Genomic DNA, 17881 nt, shown 5'->3' with positions numbered 1-17881 from the left:
CGTCATATACTGTAAGTCAGATAGACGTTTGTTGGAGGTACAATTATGACTGTTTATCATTTTGTTGGAATAAAAGGGACAGGTATGAGTCCACTGGCCCAAATTCTTCATGATACTGGGTATACTGTCCAAGGATCGGATATCGAAAAACATATCTTTACACAAAAAGCATTAGAAGAACGAAATATTAAAATTCTTCCATTTGACCCAGATAATATTCAGCCAGGGATGACGGTGATTGCAGGAAATGCATTCCCAGATACACACCCTGAGATTGAGCGTGCTCTTTCTGAAGGGATTCCTGTTATTCGTTATCATAAATTTCTTGGAGAATACATGGATTCATTCACAAACGTTGCAATTACTGGTGCTCATGGTAAAACATCGACAACAGGTCTGCTTGCACATGTGATGCAAGCGGCAAAACCAACTTCCTACTTAATCGGTGATGGATCTGGAATGGGGAAAGAAAACAGCGAGTATTTTGTATTTGAAGCGTGCGAATACCGCAGACATTTCCTCAGCTACCATCCAGATTATGCGATCATGACCAATATTGATTTTGATCACCCTGATTATTTCACGGATATTGATGACGTGTTCGATGCGTTTCAAAACATGGCACTTCAAGTGAAAAAAGCTATCATCGCTTGCGGTGATGACGAGCATCTTCTCAAGATCCAAGCAAAAGTACCTGTTGTGTACTACGGATTCAATGAAGAAAATGATTTCCAAGCACGAAATGTTGTGAAAAACACAGAAGGCACCACATTTGATGTATTTGTACGTAATACGTTTTATGATACCTTCTACATTCCTGCTTACGGAAACCACAATGTCCTTAACTCATTAGCGGTCATTGCATTATGCCACTATGAGGCCATTGATGTAGAGCTCATCAAAGGTGCTTTAACGACATTTGGCGGTGTGAAACGACGCTTTAATGAAAAAGTAGTCGGTGAACAAGTCTTAATTGACGATTATGCGCACCATCCGACTGAAATTGAAGTCACGATCGAAGCAGCTCGCCAGAAGTATCCAGACCGTGATATTGTAGCAGTCTTCCAGCCGCACACTTTCACTCGTACACAGCAATTTTTAAGTGAATTTGCAGACAGTCTGAAAAAAGCAGACTATGTATACCTCTGTGATATTTTCGGTTCAGCTCGTGAAAACATTGGGAAACTAAGCATTGAAGATTTGCGGGAAAAAATTCCGCAAGCCCAATTGATTGAAGAAGAAGAGACATCTGTGCTAAAAGCACATGAAAATGCGATCTTGGTCTTTATGGGGGCAGGAGATATTCAAAAGTATCTTCGTGCTTATGAGAAAGTCGCAGTATAATTGCCTGTCAAAAAGTGCCGATTCAATCGGCACTTTTTTATTTTGAATAAAATGTGACAAAGGGGCTAAATGTGACAAGATGTGCCGCTTTTTTTCGTTCGCTGTGGACAGGAATTGGCGAATAAGTGTAGAATTATTATTCAATCGGTCATTCTAGGCGATGTTTGAATGATACAACGAGAGGGTATTGAATTGAATATGCCCGCAGCAAAGGAGGTATCAGATGATTATTATTCTCTATTTAAGCGTTGCACTCATCGCAATTGCTTTCCTCATTCTTGTCATCTACTTGTCCAAAACATTGAAATCCTTACAGCTGACATTAAAGAATGTCGCATCAACTTTAGAAGGTCTTGAAGGACAGATGCAAGGCATCACCACAGAGACAGCACAGTTGCTACATAAGACCAATCAGCTTGCTGAAGATATTCAAGACAAATCGGCAAAACTTAACACAGTTGTGGATGCGGTGCAGGGAATTGGCGGCTCGATCAACCAATTTAATACAAGCATAAAGCAGGCAGCTGGTGCGGTTACTTCATCCGTTGAACGAAATCAAGAGAAAGTCACGGATGTGGTAAGCTGGAGTAACGCAGCACTTGAAATCTATAAAAAATGGAAACAGCGTAAACAACAATAATCAACCATTTTCGCATAGGAGGAATAATCATGAGCAAAGACGGAATCAATAGCAAAGACTTTTTGATCGGAACACTTATCGGTGGCATTATCGGTGCAACAACGGCATTATTTTTAGCACCAAAGTCAGGGAAAGAGCTTCGCGATGATTTGAACACCCAAGCGAATGCCCTAAAAGAAAAAACAGATCGTCTTACAACAGATGCAAAGGAAAAAGGCACTGAATATGTGACGATTGCGAAAGACAAAACATCTGAATTGTCTCAGCTCGTAGCAGAGCAGTCAAACCAGATTTTAGACAAAGTAAAAGACATAAAAGATCGTACAGCTGGAAAAGCTAAACAAGTAAAAAGCGAAGCAGAAGATGCTGCAGCAAATATTGCAAATGAAGCTTCAGATGTAGCAGATGAAGCAAAAGTAAGAGCACAAGAAGCAAAAGCAGACATTGAAGACGGCATCAAAGATGTCAAAGAAAAAGTAGAACAATCTACGAAAGGCTAACTCGCTGCTTAAGTTAGGAAGGAGCACATCATGTCTAAACAACTCATAGAAACAGAAGAACAGTTTGATCAACTAACAAATCAAGACGGAACCTTTGTCTTTTTTAAGCACAGTTTGACATGTCCAATCAGCCAAGCTGCTTTTCAAGAGTTTGAAGCGTTTGCGTCAGAACATCAGGATGTTCCTGCTTATTTCTTGCAAATTCAAAACACAAGAGAGCTTTCATCCTATGTGACTGAAAAGTCAGGGATCAAGCACGAAAGCCCGCAGGCACTCATCTTTAGCGGTGGCAAAGTAAAGTGGCATGCTTCTCACTCAAGCATTACAAAAGAAGCGCTTGAACATAACATGTAGAAAAACGTCAGCGATTGCTGACGTTTTTTTTATAAAAAAGGTTTACTTGTATCAAAAGTATGCTATAATCTTACACATAATACTTTATCGCTTAAAAGCGTTTGGGTAATAAAGAATTTTTTCGTGACAATTCCGAAATCTTTGTTTATAATAAACCCTATTATAAGAGATCAAAAATAAAAAGCGAGAGCGGGCAGAGGAAAGGATGACAAAAATGAGCAACAATGAATTGGAACAATTGAGACAGCAAGCAGATGAACTAAATCTTCAAATCTTAAAACTGATCAATGAAAGAGGAAACATTGTAAAAGAAATTGGAAAGGCAAAAGAAGCGCAAGGTGTCAACCGTTATGACCCTGTCAGAGAGCGCACAATGCTAAATCAAATTCTTGAAGAAAATGATGGCCCATTTGAAAATTCAACGATTCAACATATTTTCAAAGAAATTTTCAAAGCAGGTTTAGAGCTTCAAGAAGATGACCACAGCAAAGCACTTCTTGTTTCTCGTAAGAAAAAACCTGAAAATACAATTGTAAATATCAATGGAGAAGCGATCGGTGACGGAAAACAACGTTTCATCGTTGGACCATGTGCCGTTGAAAGCTACGAGCAAGTTGCAGAAGTAGCGGCAGCAGCGAAACAGCAGGGACTAAAACTTCTTCGTGGCGGCGCATTTAAGCCTCGCACAAGTCCATACGACTTCCAAGGACTTGGCGTAGACGGTCTAAAGATTCTAAAGCGTGTAGCGGATGAATACGGTCTTGCTGTTATTAGTGAAATCGTGAACCCTGCTCATATTGAAGAAGCGATTGAGCATATCGATGTCATCCAAATTGGAGCACGTAACATGCAAAACTTCGAGCTTTTAAAAGAAGCTGGATCTGTGAACAAACCAGTTCTTTTAAAACGCGGTCTTGCAGCAACGATTTCAGAATTCATCAATGCAGCTGAATACATCATCGCACAAGGAAATGACCAAATCATCCTTTGCGAGCGAGGCATCCGCACATACGAAACAGCCACAAGAAATACACTAGATATCTCGGCTGTGCCAATCTTGAAACAAGAGACACATTTACCAGTCTTTGTTGACGTGACACACTCAACAGGACGTAGAGATCTACTTCTTCCAACGGCTAAAGCAGCTCTTGCGATCGGAGCAGACGGTGTGATGGCAGAAGTACATCCAGATCCATCTGTTGCCCTATCTGATTCAGCGCAGCAAATGGACATTCCACAATTCGAAAAATGGTTAGATGCGTTAAGACCACTTGTCAACATTCACGCATAATCATAAATAGAAAAGCCGCCGGATGACAGCCCGGCGGTTTTTTTCATGAAAAAATACGATAAGACTGGCAATGAAAGGAAGAAAACACATTGCAAGCTTAAAACACGCTTGTTCACAATGTTTTCATTTTTAAAATTTGATAGAATCTGCTAAGATCATTGTCATAGCTGACGTTCACGACGACTTTTGGTGAAATATGATTCAATTTACAGGTAACAAGCTCATTAAAGTTTGTTTAATTTAGTTATAAAAAGAAAGGGAACGTTTTCATATGATGAAAAAACGTGTATAATTTCATAAAAGAAGGTCATTTTGATGTAGATTGAAAAATTATGTGTCTCTTTTCATCGTTTTAATGACAAATAGGATATTATTTTCCTCGTATCTGACATGTCTCTATCCAATTGGTGAATGCTATAGATATGAAGTGTATTTGAAGGAGTGATTTATGTGAATAATGTTACAATATATGATGTAGCAAGAGAAGCAAACGTAAGTATGGCAACGGTATCACGCGTTGTTAATGGTAATCCAAACGTAAAACCAACAACAAGAAAAAAGGTGCTTGAAGCAATTGATCGTCTCGGCTACCGTCCGAACGCAGTCGCACGAGGCCTTGCAAGTAAAAAGACCACAACAGTTGGGGTCATCATCCCTGATATTTCAAGTATCTTCTATTCAGAGCTTGCACGAGGAATTGAAGATATTGCGACGATGTACAAGTACAACATTATTTTGAGCAACTCAGACCAAAATACTGATAAAGAACTTCATTTGTTAAACACAATGCTTGGCAAACAAGTAGATGGAATCGTTTTTATGGGCGGAAACATTACAGATGTGCATGTGGAAGAATTTAAGCGCTCTCCTGTACCCATTGTACTTGCAGCATCTGTTGAAGAGCAGGCACAAACACCATCAGTCAACATTAACTATGAACAAGCCATTTATGATTCAGTTCAGCTATTAGTTGAAAAAGGACATAAACGAATTGCGTTTGTATCTGGACCAATGTCAGAACCAATTAACTCTATGAGAAAGCTTGCTGGTTATAAGCGTGCGCTTGAAGAAGCTGGTATCGTATTTGACGAAGCGCTTGTTGCTGAAGGAGACTACTCATATGACTCTGGTATTGAAGCGCTGGCTAATCTGCTTGATCAATCTGACAAGCCGACGGCTGTGATTGCAGCGACTGACGAAATGGCGCTAGGTGTCATTCATGGAGCGCAGGACAGAGGCGTATCAATTCCTGAAGATTTAGAAGTGATTGGCTTTGATAACACAAGACTATCCCTCATGGTGCGCCCTCAATTGACAACAGTTGTTCAGCCGACTTACGATATTGGCGCTGTTGCGATGAGACTTTTGACAAAGCTCATGAACAAAGAACAAGTAGAAGATCAAATTGTTGAATTGCCACATAGAATCGAAGAAAGACAATCGACGAAATAAAAAAGAAAGCAGGCTCACTTGATCAGTGGACGCCTGCTTTTTTTTATGCCTTTTTCTTTTCTCGTCGAACAGGCATGAGTGCTTTTTCTACCGTTTGTGCATTTTTTTCTGTAATTTCTGCTCTTCTTGGAATCGGTGGATATAAATCGTCAGGATCTAGCCATGTGGATGGAAGCGGAACAGGCGATTGTTTTTCCCATGCCCGAATCCATTCCAGAGGAAGCGCATCTGGTGGTGTAATGCCTTTCATCTCAAGCCAAATGCGGCTCCATGCTCTTGGGACGACACGCCAAATATCATAGCCGCCTCCGCCCACAGCGATCCATTTTCCATCACAATATTGATGCGCCAGCTCATGGGCAATTCTAGGAATTTCCTCATATATTTTCATGGTAGCAGATAAATGTGTCAAAGGGTCATAATAGTGGGCATCTGCTCCATTTTGCGTCAAAATGACATCTGGTTTAAAAAAAGCAGCAATCTCTGTCACTGCTGTTCGATAGGCTTCTAAAAATGATTCGTCTTCTGTAAATGCGTCAAGCGGGATATTATATGCATAGCCATAGCCTTTATCATGACCCCTTTCCTGTACTTGTCCAGTTCCAGGGAACAAATAGCGCCCTGTTTCATGAATGGAAACAGTACATACCTCTGGATCATCATAGAAGCTAAACTGTACACCATCGCCATGATGAGCATCTGTATCAATATATAAAATTCTAGCGCCATATGTCTTTTGAATATACTGAATGGCCACCGAGCTGTCATTATAAATACAAAAGCCAGAGGCACGTCCTTTAAATCCATGATGAAGCCCGCCGCCAAGATTGAGCGCATGCTGCGAATGTCCAAGCATCACTTGATCAACCGCTGTTAATGTCCCGCCAACTAGGAGAGAAGCTGCCTCGTGCATCCCTGCAAACATCGGGGTGTCCTCAGTGCCAAGACCATAACGTTCCCCCTCTGCGGTGGACAGTTTTCCTTCACTTGCCCGCTTTACTGCTTGAATGTAGTCTGCTGTATGGACAAGCTTTAACTCCTCCAGCGTCGCCATACGAGGTGCGACAATCTCATCATCCGTTAACGCCTTCATTTTTTGAAGAAGATCATAAGTTAAGTAGACACGAAGCTGATTGAAGGGATGATCTTGGTGAAACTGGTACGTTTGAAAAGATGGTGAAAAAACAAAGGTCGCTTCCTTCATTTGATCGTCTGCTCCATAGGCCAGAGCACTTTATAGCCTTTTGCACGAATCAGCTTCATCACATGATCTGCATGCATCGTTTGAAGGCGGAAGACGAGCACTTTAGAGGCTTCATTGGCATGTGGGTACACGAGTACACTCAGCATTTGAATATGCTGCTCTTTTAAAATGGCCGTAATGTCTGCAAGACCCTCTGTCACTTGCGCTACTTCAACCTCTAAATGTGATCCAGGCTGATCTGCACCTGTTAGTCTTACAAACGTACGAAGTAAATCTGTTTTTGTGATGATCCCTACAAGCTTGCCACGTCTCACAACGGGAAGACAGCCAATTCCGTGTTCAAAAAAGACACTTGAAATCTCCTCAACGAAATCAAGCGGATGAGCGGTAATCGTCTCTAGCACCATGATGTCTTCAACCGGCCGCTGAATAAAAAGCTGCCTTTTCTCTGTTTCAAAAATACTTGGACTGGCATTTTTAATATCCCGATCTGTCACCATCCCAATGACAGATCCCTGCTCAGATACGATGGGAATATGCCGAATGTGATGTGCACTCATTTTTTGAATGGCTTCTTCAATCGTATCGGTTTTTCGCAGCGTGATCACATCACGCTCCATAATTTGTTCAATCATCATGTTTACCAATCCCCTTTGCCAAAAAAACGAATTGAACGTTAATACATAAAGCGCTGATGGAAGCGAAGACGATCAAAACGCTCGATTGAATCTGGACTCACATGTTTTCCGATCCGTGCCATTAAACAATTGGCTGGATGTGAGCTGATCTCTGGCTCATCTGTTGCAAACCAAACCAGACCGCCGGCGTTCATCATTTTCTCCATCATTTTGCGGTACTCCCACACGTTTTTCTTCGTCCCTTTTAAATCCCAATGCCAGTAATATTCGGTTGTAATGATAATGTAATTCTCCATTTGCTCATCCATCATGCTCACATCCAGTAAATGCTTGCCAAGTGAGCAGCCTCTGAATGGAGGAGCGACTTCAATGGCACCGAGCTCAATTAAATTGTCCATGTTGCCTTCTGACCAGCGTTCAAGCGGATCAGGGTACAAATACGTGACATAGCCTACGACAAGCTCATCCACCCTAGCAATGATAATACGTCCTTCAGGAAGATCTGCTATTTCAACAAGTGCTTGTTTCTGTTCCTCAGGCGTGCGAAATGCTGTTAGTCCTTCATGAAACGTATAGTTCGCAAGCTCTGATGCAGGTACCGGGCCTTCAATCAGGATGGTGCCTGTTTCTCTCTCAATTGTTTTTGAATAATAAGTTTTAGGATGCTCCACGTATCCACCGCCTCAAATTCTAGTGAGTCGTCTCTATTTTATCTTAAATCTGACAATAATTAAAACGGTTTCATCAGAAGTTTTTTAAAAATTGAGAAAAAAAGTCATCTATACTATAATGGTCATTGTAAACGTATGCAAAGGGGGACTGTTTGATGAAAGTGGAAACGCTACCATCAGTAAAAGGGGACTATCATTTAAATGATTATGAGCAAGCATACAAAGAATTTTCATGGGAGAAAGCGAGAAAAAATTTCTCTTGGTATGAAACAGGAAAAGTAAATGCAGCTTATGAAGCGATTGACAGACATGCGGACTCGTTTCGTAAAAACAAGGTGGCGCTTCACTACAAAGATTCACAGCGGGATGAAAAGTATACGTTCAGGGATATGAAAATCAAGACAAACAAAGCAGGAAATCTATTAAGAGAACAGGCACATGTGCAAAAAGGGGATCGCGTGTTTATCTTTATGCCAAGATCACCTGAGCTCTATTTTCTACTGCTTGGTGCTGTCAAAATTGGTGCGATCGTCGGTCCGTTATTTGAGGCATTTATGGAAGGTGCCGTCAAAGATCGTTTAGAAAATAGTGAGGCAAAAGTGATTGTGACAACGCCTGATCTGCTTGAGCGGATTCCGTTTGCAGAACTTCCAAAGCTTGAATCCGTCATCATTGTCGGTGGTGAAAAAGAGGATGCAGGTGGTGTGCGGACGATTCACTTTGAAGAAGCATTTGAGCAGGCAGCGAAGGAACTTGAAATCGAGTGGATGGATGAAAAAGATGGATACCTGCTTCATTACACGTCAGGGTCCACTGGTACGCCAAAAGGTGTGCTCCATGTTCATGGGGCAATGGTGCAGCAAGGCCAGACGGGTAAATGGGTACTTGATTTGAAAGAAGAAGATGTCTACTGGTGTACAGCTGATCCAGGCTGGGTAACAGGGACGGTGTACGGTATTTTTTCTCCGTGGCTGAATGGAGCGACGAATGTGATTTTAGGCGGTCGGTTCAACCCTGATACGTGGTACGAAACCATTGAATCGCTTGGTGTGACCGTTTGGTACAGTGCACCGACAGCCTTCAGAATGCTGATGGGAGCAGGAGACGATCTCATTCAAAAATATGATCTCCGCTCACTCCGTCATGTGTTAAGTGTAGGAGAGCCACTTAATCCAGAAGTGATCCGCTGGGGAGACGCTGTATTCGGTAAACGAATTCATGACACTTGGTGGATGACAGAAACAGGTGCACAGCTGATTTGTAACTATCCATGCATGGATATCAAACCAGGTTCGATGGGGAAACCAATTCCAGGCGTTGAAGCTGCAATTGTGGATAATGCCGGAAATGAACTTCCGCCATACCGGATGGGGAACCTTGCCATCAAAAAAGGCTGGCCGTCTATGATGCATACGATCTGGAACAATCCTGAAAAATATGAATCTTACTTTATGCCGGGAGATTGGTATGTTTCAGGAGATTCTGCTTATATGGATGAAGACGGATACTTCTGGTTCCAGGGACGTGTCGACGATGTCATCATGACGTCAGGAGAGCGGGTCGGTCCATTTGAGGTAGAAAGTAAACTGGTGGAACATCCGGCCATTGCAGAGGCTGGTGTCATCGGAAAACCAGATCCTGTGCGCGGTGAAATTATTAAAGCATTTATAGCGCTTAGAAGCGGATACGAACCGTCTGATGACCTGAAAGAAGAAATTCGTACGTTCGTGAAAAAAGGGCTCGCTGCACATGCAGCACCGAGAGAAATTGAGTTTAAAGACAAACTGCCAAAAACACGAAGCGGTAAAATTATGAGACGTGTGTTAAAAGCGTGGGAGCTGAATTTACCTGCTGGCGATCTCTCGACAATGGAAGATTAATCTCTTCCGTCAGTTGACTTGATATCAAAAGTATGTTAAAAATGACTTTAGTTGAATATGAAAAGGTTTTGACTGAGATTCAGTAGAATCATCTTTCCCTGTCCAAGAGAGCTGACGGCTGGTGCGAGTCAGTACAAAGAGATATTCGAATTACCCTCACGAACCGCTTTTACGAAAAGGAGCATATGCTATCTGATTAGTGAAAGAACGGATCTGTCCGTTATCAGTGTAAGTGAAAAGACGTGTTGTTTTGTCTTTTAAGCAGGGTGGTACCGCGATATATATCGTCCCTTCGTTCATTCGAAGGGGCGTTTTTTATGTTGAATTGTAAAAAAAGGAGATTTGGATATGAGTCAATTGATGGAAGAATTATCGTTCAGAGGATTAATTCAGCAACAAACAGATGAAGAAGGTTTAACAACATTATTAGCAGAAGAAAAAATCAAGCTATACTCCGGCTTTGATCCAACAGCTGACAGCTTGCACATTGGTCACTTACTGCCAATTTTAACATTGCGCAGATTCCAAGAAGCAGGTCATCATCCGATTGCACTTGTTGGCGGCGCAACTGGACTAATTGGTGACCCAAGTTTCAAAAAAGCAGAACGTTCACTAAACCCAGCAGAAATCGTCGAACAGTGGTCAGAGAAAATCAAAGGCCAGCTCTCTCAATTCCTTGATTTTGAAGCAGGTGACAACCCAGCTGTTATTTTCAATAACTATGACTGGATCAGTCAAATGAATGTCATCACGTTCCTTCGTGATATTGGAAAGAACTTCGGTGTCAACTTCATGCTCGCAAAAGATATCGTCAGCTCCCGTATTGAAACAGGGATTTCGTACACAGAATTCAGCTACGTGATTCTGCAATCGTTAGACTTCTTGAACCTTTACAGAAATGAAAACTGTAAGCTGCAAATCGGCGGAAGTGACCAGTGGGGAAATATCACATCTGGACTGGAGTTAATCCGTAAGTCTGAAGCAGAAGGCGCAAAAGCATTCGGTCTCACAATGCCGCTTGTCACAAAAGCAGACGGCACGAAGTTTGGGAAAACAGAAGGCGGTGCCATCTGGTTAGATAAAGAAAAAACATCACCATATGAATTCTACCAATTCTGGATCAACACAGATGACCGTGATGTCGTGAAATACTTAAAATACTTTACGTTCCTATCAAAAGAAGAGATCGCATCGTACGAAGAAAAAGTGCAAACAGCCCCTGAAAAGCGTGAAGCACAGCGCCGTTTGGCAGAAGAAGTCACAACACTTGTGCATGGCCGTGAATCACTAGAACAGGCTGTCAACATCTCAAATGCGCTATTTAAAGGCGAGATCAAATCTCTTACAGCAGAAGAAGTGAAAGTAGGCTTTAAAGATGTGCCATCAATGGAGAAAGACAGTGCAGAAGAATTAACACTTGTTGATGTTCTTGTCGAATCAAAACTGTCTCCATCAAAACGTCAAGCGCGTGAAGATATCACAAACGGTGCCGTCTACATCAACGGAGAGAGACAAACCGACAAAGACTATGTTCTTTCAGATGAAGACCGAATTGAAAACCAATTTACGGTCTTAAGAAGAGGGAAAAAGAAATACTTCCTTGTGACGTATAAATAAATAGCAAGTATCATTGAAGTGCACCTCAAATGTTCGTATGTGGGGTGCTTTTCTTTTTTTAGAAGCAGGAATGACGATGAATGCTGCTTCAAGTTCAAGCGCCTGTTAAAAAAGAGGCCAACTATTTTGCAGGGCCTAATTGATTTGCTTCTTTTTAAAGGAGTGAATGTTTGTTTGTGTAATCATGTTCCACCTTACAAATTCGGGTTGTATAGGATTCGTACCAATCTGTTTTTCCCTTTTTTTGAACACGCTGATGCGCTGTATGTTCTTTCCATTCTTTAATTGCTGCTAATGAATCCCAATACGATACAGTGATCCCAACACCATGCTCATCTCGTACACTCTCAATTCCAAGAAACCCGTCTAGGTCTTTCGCTAATTGTTCCATTCTTTGAGCAGCAGCAGCGTATTCTTTCTGCTCAACCTTCGTTCGTTTTGATGTGAAAATGACTGCATAGTAAGGTGGTGCAGGTGTTTGAGTAAATAGCATCTAGTAGAACCTCCTTTTGTCTATTCACATTATATATGAAAGATAGAGAGGCCCGTAGTCTTTTTGTTTTAATTTCAAAAAGACCATGGTGCTTTTTCATTAGGTATTGTGCTGTAAAATCATCTGATAAATATTACCTTGTTCACTTTTCTGTCATATTTTTCTTGTTTAAAATAGAGACGTATCAGAAAATTAAGGGGGAATGAACATGATCGTTTTAAAGAAAAGGAGTTTGCAAATTCTGATTGCGCTTGCATTAGTGGTTGGATCAATGGCTTTCGTCCAGCCGAAAGAGGCCAAAGCGGCTGAGCATAATCCGGTAGTGATGGTACACGGCATGGGCGGTGCGTCTTATAACTTTGCTTCGATCAAACGATACTTGGTATCACAGGGATGGGATCAAAACCAGCTTTTTGCAATCGATTTCATAGACAAAACAGGTAATAACCTGAACAATGGCCCGCGTCTCTCGAGATTCGTCAAAGATGTACTAGCCAAAACGGGCGCCAAAAAAGTAGATATTGTGGCTCATAGTATGGGTGGTGCGAACACGTTATACTATATTAAAAACCTAGACGGCGGAGATAAAATTGAAAACGTCGTCACACTTGGTGGAGCGAACGGGCTCGTTTCACTCAGAGCATTACCAGGCACCGATCCAAATCAAAAAATTCTTTACACATCTGTCTATAGCTCAGCCGATCTCATTGTCGTCAACAGCCTCTCACGCTTAATTGGCGCGAGAAACGTCCTCATCCACGGCGTTGGACATATCGGTCTATTAACCTCAAGCCAAGTCAAAGGCTATGTGAAAGAAGGATTGAATGGCGGAGGACAGAATACGAATTAAAAAATGAAAAAGACAGCGATTTGTGCTGTCTTTTTTGATGTCATGGTTATATGGGAGCTGCTAGGTGTTGGAGAAGATTTTTAGGAGGAAAAAAATGACGCAAAAACTCAAACAACATTTCTTAGGCTACTTTCTCTATTTCCCATGTTCATTTCTGATCATCTATATGATTTGGATGACAATCGTCAAATCAGTGCAAAGGGTAGAAGTCATATCTAATTGTACATCCATCATTGGTATCTATTACTTAATAGCCAGTGTGTGGTTTGTCTTTTTAGTGCAAAAACAGACAAAACATCGTACATAGCCAAATAAAAACATGTACAAATCAACCACCATTCCTTACACTACAAGTAATGATTCAGATTCTTCGGAGGTGGGTATTTGTGCAACATCATCAAAAGGCTTTGATTATGGTCGATGTACAGAAAGCATTCGAGCACGAAAAATGGGGAGAACGGAATAACCTAGATGCAGAGAAGAATATCAGTCGTCTATTGACGTTTTGGAGAGAAAAAGGCTGGACAGTCATTCATATTCAGCATACATCGGATCAGCCGCACTCCTTATTTCATCCAGCAAATGAAGGGCACTCCTTCAAAGAGATCGCTAAACCGCTAGATGAAGAAACGGTCATACAAAAGAAAGTCAACAGCAGCTTTATAGGTACAAACTTAGAGGAACAACTAAGATCAAACGAGATCGACACTGTTGTGATCGCTGGACTCACAACACCGCACTGCGTATCTACCACAATAAGAATGAGTGGAAACCTAGGCTTTGATACATACCTCATTTCGGATGCGACAGCCGCCTTTGGACTCGCAGATCAAACCGGTACATATTATGACGCAGAAACGATCCATCGCCTCTCACTTGCAACACTGCATGATGAATTTGCGACTGTCCTGACAACAGAGCAGCTGATCACAAATTGGGCAAGCAAAAGCTCCTAGAATCATCTCTAGGAGCTTTTTGCTTGTTCATCCAGCGGCTGTTTTCGTTGTTCAATACTTGAGTAGATGAGATCAATTCCAATAAATAAGAAGCTGACAAAGAAAGATAAAATGAGTGTGCCGTGCTCCCAAATGGAGATATTGACTATGTTCATATTAAGGACAAACTTAATTGAGAAATGCACAACGATCCATGAGAGTAGAAATTCAAAGATAAACGTGAACCATTGAGGGAATCTTAGCAAAGTGGAAATTCCTTTACCAATGAATACTAAAAAGATCGACCAAAAAAGAACAATCCCACTGACGAATAGACAGAAGGTCAATAATGAAAGAAATGATGCATAGGTAATATATTCTCCAAAAAGAAAATTCACTCCTAATGAAACAACATAAAGTACAGAACTTGGAATGATGATGACAAAACTAATCGAAAAAAAGATGAGTAAAATGAGGAGAATTTCAGCGATAGCTCCAGGCGCTTCATCGACAACTTTTGTCTTTCTCAAAATCGCATAGATAATAATTGAAATGAGCATAAGTGCTAACATAAATGAAATAATCGACAAATTGCTATCCTCCTTAACGTTCCTTACATTATTGTTTTAAGTTGTGAGTTATCCAGTAAATGTAATTGTAAGAGGAAAACGAAAAAGAGTAAAGAGTAATCGGTGTTCTAATTTTCTTGTGTGTAAATTTGTAGCTAGAGAGTATCGTACAAAAGACCAAACAAAAAACCCTAGAAATCCTTGAACAATCAAGGTCTCTAGGGTTTGTTTGATCACTCTCTGAGAGAGCAATGAAATTAACGAGAGTAGAACTCAACGATTAGTTGTTCGCTGATTTCAGGCGCTAATTCAGAACGCTCTGGAAGACGAGTGAAAGTTCCTTCAAGCTTTTCAGCATCGAAAGTAAGGTATTCAGGTACGAAGTTGTTCACTTCAACTGATTCTTTCACAACTGCAAGGTTTTGAGATTTCTCACGAAGAGCAATCGTTTGACCTGGTTTCACAGAGAAAGATGGGATGTCTACACGGCTTCCATCAACAAGGATGTGACCATGGTTTACTAGCTGACGAGCTTGGCGGCGCGTACGAGCAAGGCCAAGGCGGTATACTAGGTTGTCAAGGCGAGTTTCAAGAAGGATCATGAAGTTTTCACCTTGTTTACCAGGAAGTTTAGCAGCTCTGTCAAATAGTGTACGGAATTGACGTTCGTTGACACCGTACATGTGACGAAGCTTTTGCTTCTCTTGTAATTGTAAACCGTATTCAGATAGTTTTTTGCGTTGTCCTGGACCATGTGGGCCTGGAGCGTAAGGGCGTTTTTCAAGTTCCTTACCTGTTCCGCTTAATGAAATGCCTAAACGGCGGGAAATCTTCCAACTTGGACCTGTATAGCGAGCCATAATGTGACTCCTCCTTATTGTTTTTATTTGTGAAAAATAAAAACCGTCTGTTCTTTGTCTTTTCCGTCATTATGTTTTCATGCATCCTCGCTCCAGCAGCAGGGAGTTACAAGATGCACCTCCATATAGAAGGAACAAAATGATACAAAAAAGCCGAACAAAAAGGCTGCCATATTTCACACAAACTCTATTATATGACGCCAGATAGGAGAAGTCAACCTATTTAAAGAGGAGAATGTCAAACGTGGTCGGCATTCATCCGGGAAGAAAGCAAAATAAAAAAGCAGACACATTGTCTGCTTTTCAAGCATCATGACGCATCAGTAGAGGCTGATAACGCATTTTGGACAACCTCTGTAAATTGAACTAAGTACGTTTCATCTATTTCATTGAAACGATCTTTCACTGGACTGTCAATATCGAGTACCCCAATGATTTGTCCATTTACTTTAAGTGGGATCACAATTTCAGACTGCGATGCGGCATCACATGCAATATGACCAGGGAATGCATGGACATCAGCGATACGCTGTACATCACCTGTCGCAAATGCTGTACCGCAAACCCCTTTTCCAGAAGGAATGCGTACACATGCGGGTAGTCCGTTGAATGGACCAAGCACAAGCTCTCCGCCTTTTGCTAAATAAAATCCTGCCCAATTGACTTCAGGAAGCGAGTGATAAAGCAGCGCCGCAGCATTGGCTAGGTTGGCAATGAGATCAGGTTCACCATCCGTAATCGCTTCTACTTGCTTGATGAGTAATTGATAGTCTTTCGATGGATCGCCAGACTGTTTTTCGACATGAAACATGAAAATCTCCTACTTTCTATCTCAAAAATACATAACTTGCGCTTCGCATGTGGGATTTGTCGAGCAATGATTAAAGGAACTTCCGCCTTCACCTTGAAGTATGTACACATGAAGAGGGGTGAGCGGATGAAAACATCAACAACCGTGCAAACAAAAGACCGTATTATTGAAGCTGCCATCAGACTTTTTAACCAAAAAGGATTTTCTGGAACCTCTGTCCGTGAGATTGCGAAGGAAGCAAACGTCAACGTTGCCCATATATCTTATTACTTTCAAGGAAAAGGAGGGCTGCTCGAGCAGCTCGTATCCGATTTTTATGAAGGGTACATTCAGATGATTGAATCGCATATCCAGCACATGGAAACCCGTCATGCAAAAGAATGTTTACTTCATGTGGTTTTTGATATTTTATCTTATCAGCATGAAAATCGTCAATTAACCCGTTTCGTTTATCGAGAAGTGACCATTGATTCAACGCTGATCAGGGAAATCATGTCCACCTATTTAACAAAGGAAAAATACTTGTTTCAGCTCATCATTGAAAAAGGAAAAAGCACCCATGTGATTTGTAAGCAGCTGTCACTCTCATCATTTATGATCCAGCTAAAATCACTTCTGATGATGCCATATCTGCAGCCGCAATATTTAACAGAGGTGCTTTATATCAACCCAAACGAGCCTTACTTTTATCAAACGTACTATAAGGAACTGAGCCGGTCGCTTCATCATCTGTTAGAACCAAATGAACCCGCACTTGATCCTCACCTGAAACTCATGATGTCTTCAAATTGATCATACGCATATCCGAGATCTTCCGCTTGATGGGCATCAGACCCGAATATGAGCGGAATTTTTTTCTGTTTTGCAAGATCAATCATCCATTGATCTAAATAGATACTTCTGGCATATGTTTTACGAAGACCTGATGTATTAAAATCTAAGGACATGCCTTTTTTTGCCGTTTCTTCAAGACAAAGGGTGACCCTTTGACATAGTTCTGGCGACATTTCGTATGGGAAAAGTTGTTTGAATTTCTGGACAAGGGTGATATGACCGATTCTCTTTGGCTTATATGGACCTAAAGATGATAGAATAGAAGAATGAATTTGGTCATAGTAGCTTTGATAGACGTGTTCGGTGCTGCCATAGATACTGATCAGCTGCTTGAAGGCGTGCTCATCAAAATCAAGACAAATATAATCATTGCCAGCAGGAAGAAAGTGAACAGATAAAATGCTATCGTCTAGTTCAGGGCCGTAGCAGTCTAAAAAGGCACTTGTTTCCTCTTCATACTCTTTGATATAGTCGACCTCAAGCCCAGTTTTTACTATTAACTGTCCTTTGTATTCCTGTTTCAGCTGATCCAGCTTCGTCAAATACGCTTCAAGGTCTTGAAGCTTCATGGCACTATCCTGCTCAGGCGTTGGATCTCGAAACGAAGGAGGCAGCGGGGCATGCTCGGTAAAGGTGATGGAATCAAATCCCTTTTTCATTGCTTTTTCAATATAAGAATGAAAAGGATCAAGCGTACCGTGCGGGCAAAATGGCGTATGTAAATGTGCATCTTGTTTCAACATGTCGTCACCTCTTGTCGATATTTTGAAAAACGTCATGTTTATCAGCGAAAATAATGAAAAATCATGACCAAAAATGCTGGTTACATGGTATCATAATAACAATGAAAACGACAGCTTCCGCATACATAAAAACAGGTTACATCAATACATGTGGCCAAATGATAGAAAGCCTGAATGACTTTCTTGAAAAAACAT

General features: G+C 41.2%; 20 protein-coding genes and 1 other annotated feature. Of the genes, 12 read left to right on the top strand and 8 right to left on the bottom strand.

The window, feature by feature from the left end; all coding sequences use genetic code 11:
* Positions 1-45 precede the first annotated feature (45 nt).
* The 6 genes from murC to ccpA all read left to right on the top strand — a co-directional run bounded on the left by murC (position 46) and on the right by ccpA (position 5581).
* Positions 46-1344 carry a UDP-N-acetylmuramate--L-alanine ligase gene (gene murC, locus MHI41_RS13570; protein WP_008343047.1) on the top strand — a complete coding sequence of 433 codons (1299 nt, stop codon included), beginning with the start codon at positions 46-48 and terminating at the stop codon, positions 1342-1344.
* A 223-nt stretch (positions 1345-1567) separates the two neighbouring features.
* Positions 1568-1984, top strand: coding sequence for a DUF948 domain-containing protein (locus tag MHI41_RS13565; protein ID WP_008343048.1), 417 nt, complete (start codon positions 1568-1570; stop codon positions 1982-1984).
* Positions 1985-2013: 29 nt separating this feature from the next.
* Positions 2014-2484: a YtxH domain-containing protein gene (locus MHI41_RS13560; protein ID WP_007501807.1), complete on the top strand. Its 471-nt coding sequence runs from the start codon at positions 2014-2016 to the stop codon at positions 2482-2484.
* Between the two features lie 30 nt (positions 2485-2514).
* The gene (gene ytxJ / locus MHI41_RS13555; protein WP_224558580.1) at positions 2515-2838 is read left to right on the top strand and encodes a bacillithiol system redox-active protein YtxJ; all 324 of its coding nucleotides are present in this window, start codon (positions 2515-2517) and stop codon (positions 2836-2838) included.
* A gap of 214 nt (positions 2839-3052) precedes the next feature.
* A complete protein-coding gene (locus tag MHI41_RS13550) occupies positions 3053-4129 on the top strand; it encodes a bifunctional 3-deoxy-7-phosphoheptulonate synthase/chorismate mutase (protein WP_017358315.1) in 1077 nt (358 codons plus the stop codon).
* Positions 4130-4579: 450 nt separating this feature from the next.
* Positions 4580-5581 (top strand): catabolite control protein A, encoded by a 1002-nt coding sequence (gene ccpA / locus MHI41_RS13545; RefSeq protein ID WP_035702055.1) that lies wholly within the window; start codon positions 4580-4582, stop codon positions 5579-5581.
* Between the two features lie 43 nt (positions 5582-5624).
* Here the strand turns inward: ccpA and MHI41_RS13540 are convergent, their stop codons facing one another.
* The 3 genes from MHI41_RS13540 to MHI41_RS13530 are packed head-to-tail and all read right to left on the bottom strand — an operon-like array spanning position 5625 to position 8094.
* Complete coding sequence (locus MHI41_RS13540) at positions 5625-6785, bottom strand: acetoin utilization protein AcuC (RefSeq protein ID WP_250026738.1); 1161 nt, start codon at positions 6783-6785, stop codon at positions 5625-5627.
* Positions 6782-7423 (bottom strand): CBS and ACT domain-containing protein, encoded by a 642-nt coding sequence (locus MHI41_RS13535; RefSeq protein WP_041092583.1) that lies wholly within the window; start codon positions 7421-7423, stop codon positions 6782-6784. Before MHI41_RS13535 ends, MHI41_RS13540 begins: the two co-directional genes overlap by 4 nt.
* 38 nt (positions 7424-7461) lie before the next feature.
* A complete protein-coding gene (locus MHI41_RS13530) occupies positions 7462-8094 on the bottom strand; it encodes a GNAT family N-acetyltransferase (protein ID WP_050827570.1) in 633 nt (210 codons plus the stop codon).
* Positions 8095-8249: 155 nt separating this feature from the next.
* On the opposite strand from MHI41_RS13530, the gene acsA reads away from it, so the two are divergent.
* Together acsA and tyrS are read left to right on the top strand one after the other, a co-directional pair.
* On the top strand, positions 8250-9974 hold the full coding sequence (gene acsA / locus MHI41_RS13525; RefSeq protein WP_250026740.1) for an acetate--CoA ligase: 1725 nt from the start codon (positions 8250-8252) through the stop codon (positions 9972-9974).
* A 59-nt stretch (positions 9975-10033) separates the two neighbouring features.
* Positions 10034-10269 (top strand) — a binding site (T-box leader).
* Positions 10270-10322: 53 nt separating this feature from the next.
* On the top strand, positions 10323-11591 hold the full coding sequence (gene tyrS / locus MHI41_RS13520) for a tyrosine--tRNA ligase (RefSeq protein WP_342494250.1): 1269 nt from the start codon (positions 10323-10325) through the stop codon (positions 11589-11591).
* 154 nt (positions 11592-11745) lie between these two features.
* Here tyrS and MHI41_RS13515 read toward each other — a convergent pair whose 3' ends face one another.
* Positions 11746-12084: an antibiotic biosynthesis monooxygenase gene (locus tag MHI41_RS13515; RefSeq protein ID WP_250026742.1), complete on the bottom strand. Its 339-nt coding sequence runs from the start codon at positions 12082-12084 to the stop codon at positions 11746-11748.
* A 208-nt stretch (positions 12085-12292) separates the two neighbouring features.
* Here MHI41_RS13515 and MHI41_RS13510 point away from each other — a divergent pair, with 208 nt between their 5' ends.
* From MHI41_RS13510 to MHI41_RS13500, 3 genes are all read left to right on the top strand, one after another.
* Positions 12293-12934: a triacylglycerol lipase gene (locus tag MHI41_RS13510; RefSeq protein ID WP_148943407.1), complete on the top strand. Its 642-nt coding sequence runs from the start codon at positions 12293-12295 to the stop codon at positions 12932-12934.
* A 94-nt stretch (positions 12935-13028) separates the two neighbouring features.
* Positions 13029-13241, top strand: a complete 213-nt coding sequence (locus tag MHI41_RS13505; protein ID WP_342494249.1) for a hypothetical protein — start codon at positions 13029-13031, stop codon at positions 13239-13241.
* Between the two features lie 106 nt (positions 13242-13347).
* On the top strand, positions 13348-13890 hold the full coding sequence (locus tag MHI41_RS13500; protein WP_342494771.1) for a cysteine hydrolase family protein: 543 nt from the start codon (positions 13348-13350) through the stop codon (positions 13888-13890).
* Positions 13891-13898: 8 nt separating this feature from the next.
* Here the strand turns inward: MHI41_RS13500 and MHI41_RS13495 are convergent, their stop codons facing one another.
* The 3 genes from MHI41_RS13495 to MHI41_RS13485 form a co-directional block, all read right to left on the bottom strand.
* Entirely contained in the window at positions 13899-14459 is a 561-nt protein-coding gene (locus MHI41_RS13495) for a hypothetical protein (protein ID WP_342494248.1), read from the bottom strand.
* A gap of 236 nt (positions 14460-14695) precedes the next feature.
* A complete protein-coding gene (gene rpsD / locus MHI41_RS13490; protein WP_007501777.1) occupies positions 14696-15298 on the bottom strand; it encodes a 30S ribosomal protein S4 in 603 nt (200 codons plus the stop codon).
* A gap of 310 nt (positions 15299-15608) precedes the next feature.
* Positions 15609-16109 (bottom strand): GAF domain-containing protein, encoded by a 501-nt coding sequence (locus MHI41_RS13485; RefSeq protein ID WP_046344223.1) that lies wholly within the window; start codon positions 16107-16109, stop codon positions 15609-15611.
* A 126-nt stretch (positions 16110-16235) separates the two neighbouring features.
* Between MHI41_RS13485 and refZ the strand changes: the two genes are divergently transcribed.
* Complete coding sequence (gene refZ, locus MHI41_RS13480; RefSeq protein WP_008343081.1) at positions 16236-16901, top strand: forespore capture DNA-binding protein RefZ; 666 nt, start codon at positions 16236-16238, stop codon at positions 16899-16901.
* Here the strand turns inward: refZ and hisJ are convergent.
* Entirely contained in the window at positions 16871-17686 is an 816-nt protein-coding gene (hisJ, locus tag MHI41_RS13475) for a histidinol-phosphatase HisJ (protein WP_050827565.1), read from the bottom strand. The genes refZ and hisJ overlap by 31 nt on opposite strands.
* Positions 17687-17881: the final 195 nt, after the last annotated feature.

This window comes from Bacillus sp. FSL M7-0307 (assembly GCF_038627835.1).
In the GTDB taxonomy this organism is placed as follows: domain Bacteria; phylum Bacillota; class Bacilli; order Bacillales; family Bacillaceae; genus Bacillus; species Bacillus altitudinis.
Note: the sequence above shows the minus strand (reverse complement) of the source record. Positions and strands in the feature narration are given on the sequence as shown.

Excerpts from the sequence above, each read along its gene's own strand:
- murC (WP_008343047.1), top strand. The coding sequence starts at position 46 with ATGACTGTTTATCATTTTGTTGGAATAAAAGGGACAGGTATGAGTCCA.
- MHI41_RS13565 (WP_008343048.1), top strand. The coding sequence starts at position 1,568 with ATGATTATTATTCTCTATTTAAGCGTTGCACTCATCGCAATTGCTTTC.
- MHI41_RS13560 (WP_007501807.1), top strand. The coding sequence starts at position 2,014 with ATGAGCAAAGACGGAATCAATAGCAAAGACTTTTTGATCGGAACACTT.
- ytxJ (WP_224558580.1), top strand. The coding sequence starts at position 2,515 with ATGTCTAAACAACTCATAGAAACAGAAGAACAGTTTGATCAACTAACA.
- MHI41_RS13550 (WP_017358315.1), top strand. The coding sequence starts at position 3,053 with ATGAGCAACAATGAATTGGAACAATTGAGACAGCAAGCAGATGAACTA.
- MHI41_RS13540 (WP_250026738.1), bottom strand. The coding sequence starts at position 6,785 with ATGAAGGAAGCGACCTTTGTTTTTTCACCATCTTTTCAAACGTACCAG.
- MHI41_RS13535 (WP_041092583.1), bottom strand. The coding sequence starts at position 7,423 with ATGATGATTGAACAAATTATGGAGCGTGATGTGATCACGCTGCGAAAA.
- acsA (WP_250026740.1), top strand. The coding sequence starts at position 8,250 with ATGAAAGTGGAAACGCTACCATCAGTAAAAGGGGACTATCATTTAAAT.
- tyrS (WP_342494250.1), top strand. The coding sequence starts at position 10,323 with ATGAGTCAATTGATGGAAGAATTATCGTTCAGAGGATTAATTCAGCAA.
- MHI41_RS13515 (WP_250026742.1), bottom strand. The coding sequence starts at position 12,084 with ATGCTATTTACTCAAACACCTGCACCACCTTACTATGCAGTCATTTTC.
- MHI41_RS13510 (WP_148943407.1), top strand. The coding sequence starts at position 12,293 with ATGATCGTTTTAAAGAAAAGGAGTTTGCAAATTCTGATTGCGCTTGCA.
- MHI41_RS13505 (WP_342494249.1), top strand. The coding sequence starts at position 13,029 with ATGACGCAAAAACTCAAACAACATTTCTTAGGCTACTTTCTCTATTTC.
- MHI41_RS13500 (WP_342494771.1), top strand. The coding sequence starts at position 13,348 with ATGGTCGATGTACAGAAAGCATTCGAGCACGAAAAATGGGGAGAACGG.
- rpsD (WP_007501777.1), bottom strand. The coding sequence starts at position 15,298 with ATGGCTCGCTATACAGGTCCAAGTTGGAAGATTTCCCGCCGTTTAGGC.
- MHI41_RS13485 (WP_046344223.1), bottom strand. The coding sequence starts at position 16,109 with ATGTTTCATGTCGAAAAACAGTCTGGCGATCCATCGAAAGACTATCAA.
- refZ (WP_008343081.1), top strand. The coding sequence starts at position 16,236 with ATGAAAACATCAACAACCGTGCAAACAAAAGACCGTATTATTGAAGCT.
- hisJ (WP_050827565.1), bottom strand. The coding sequence starts at position 17,686 with ATGTTGAAACAAGATGCACATTTACATACGCCATTTTGCCCGCACGGT.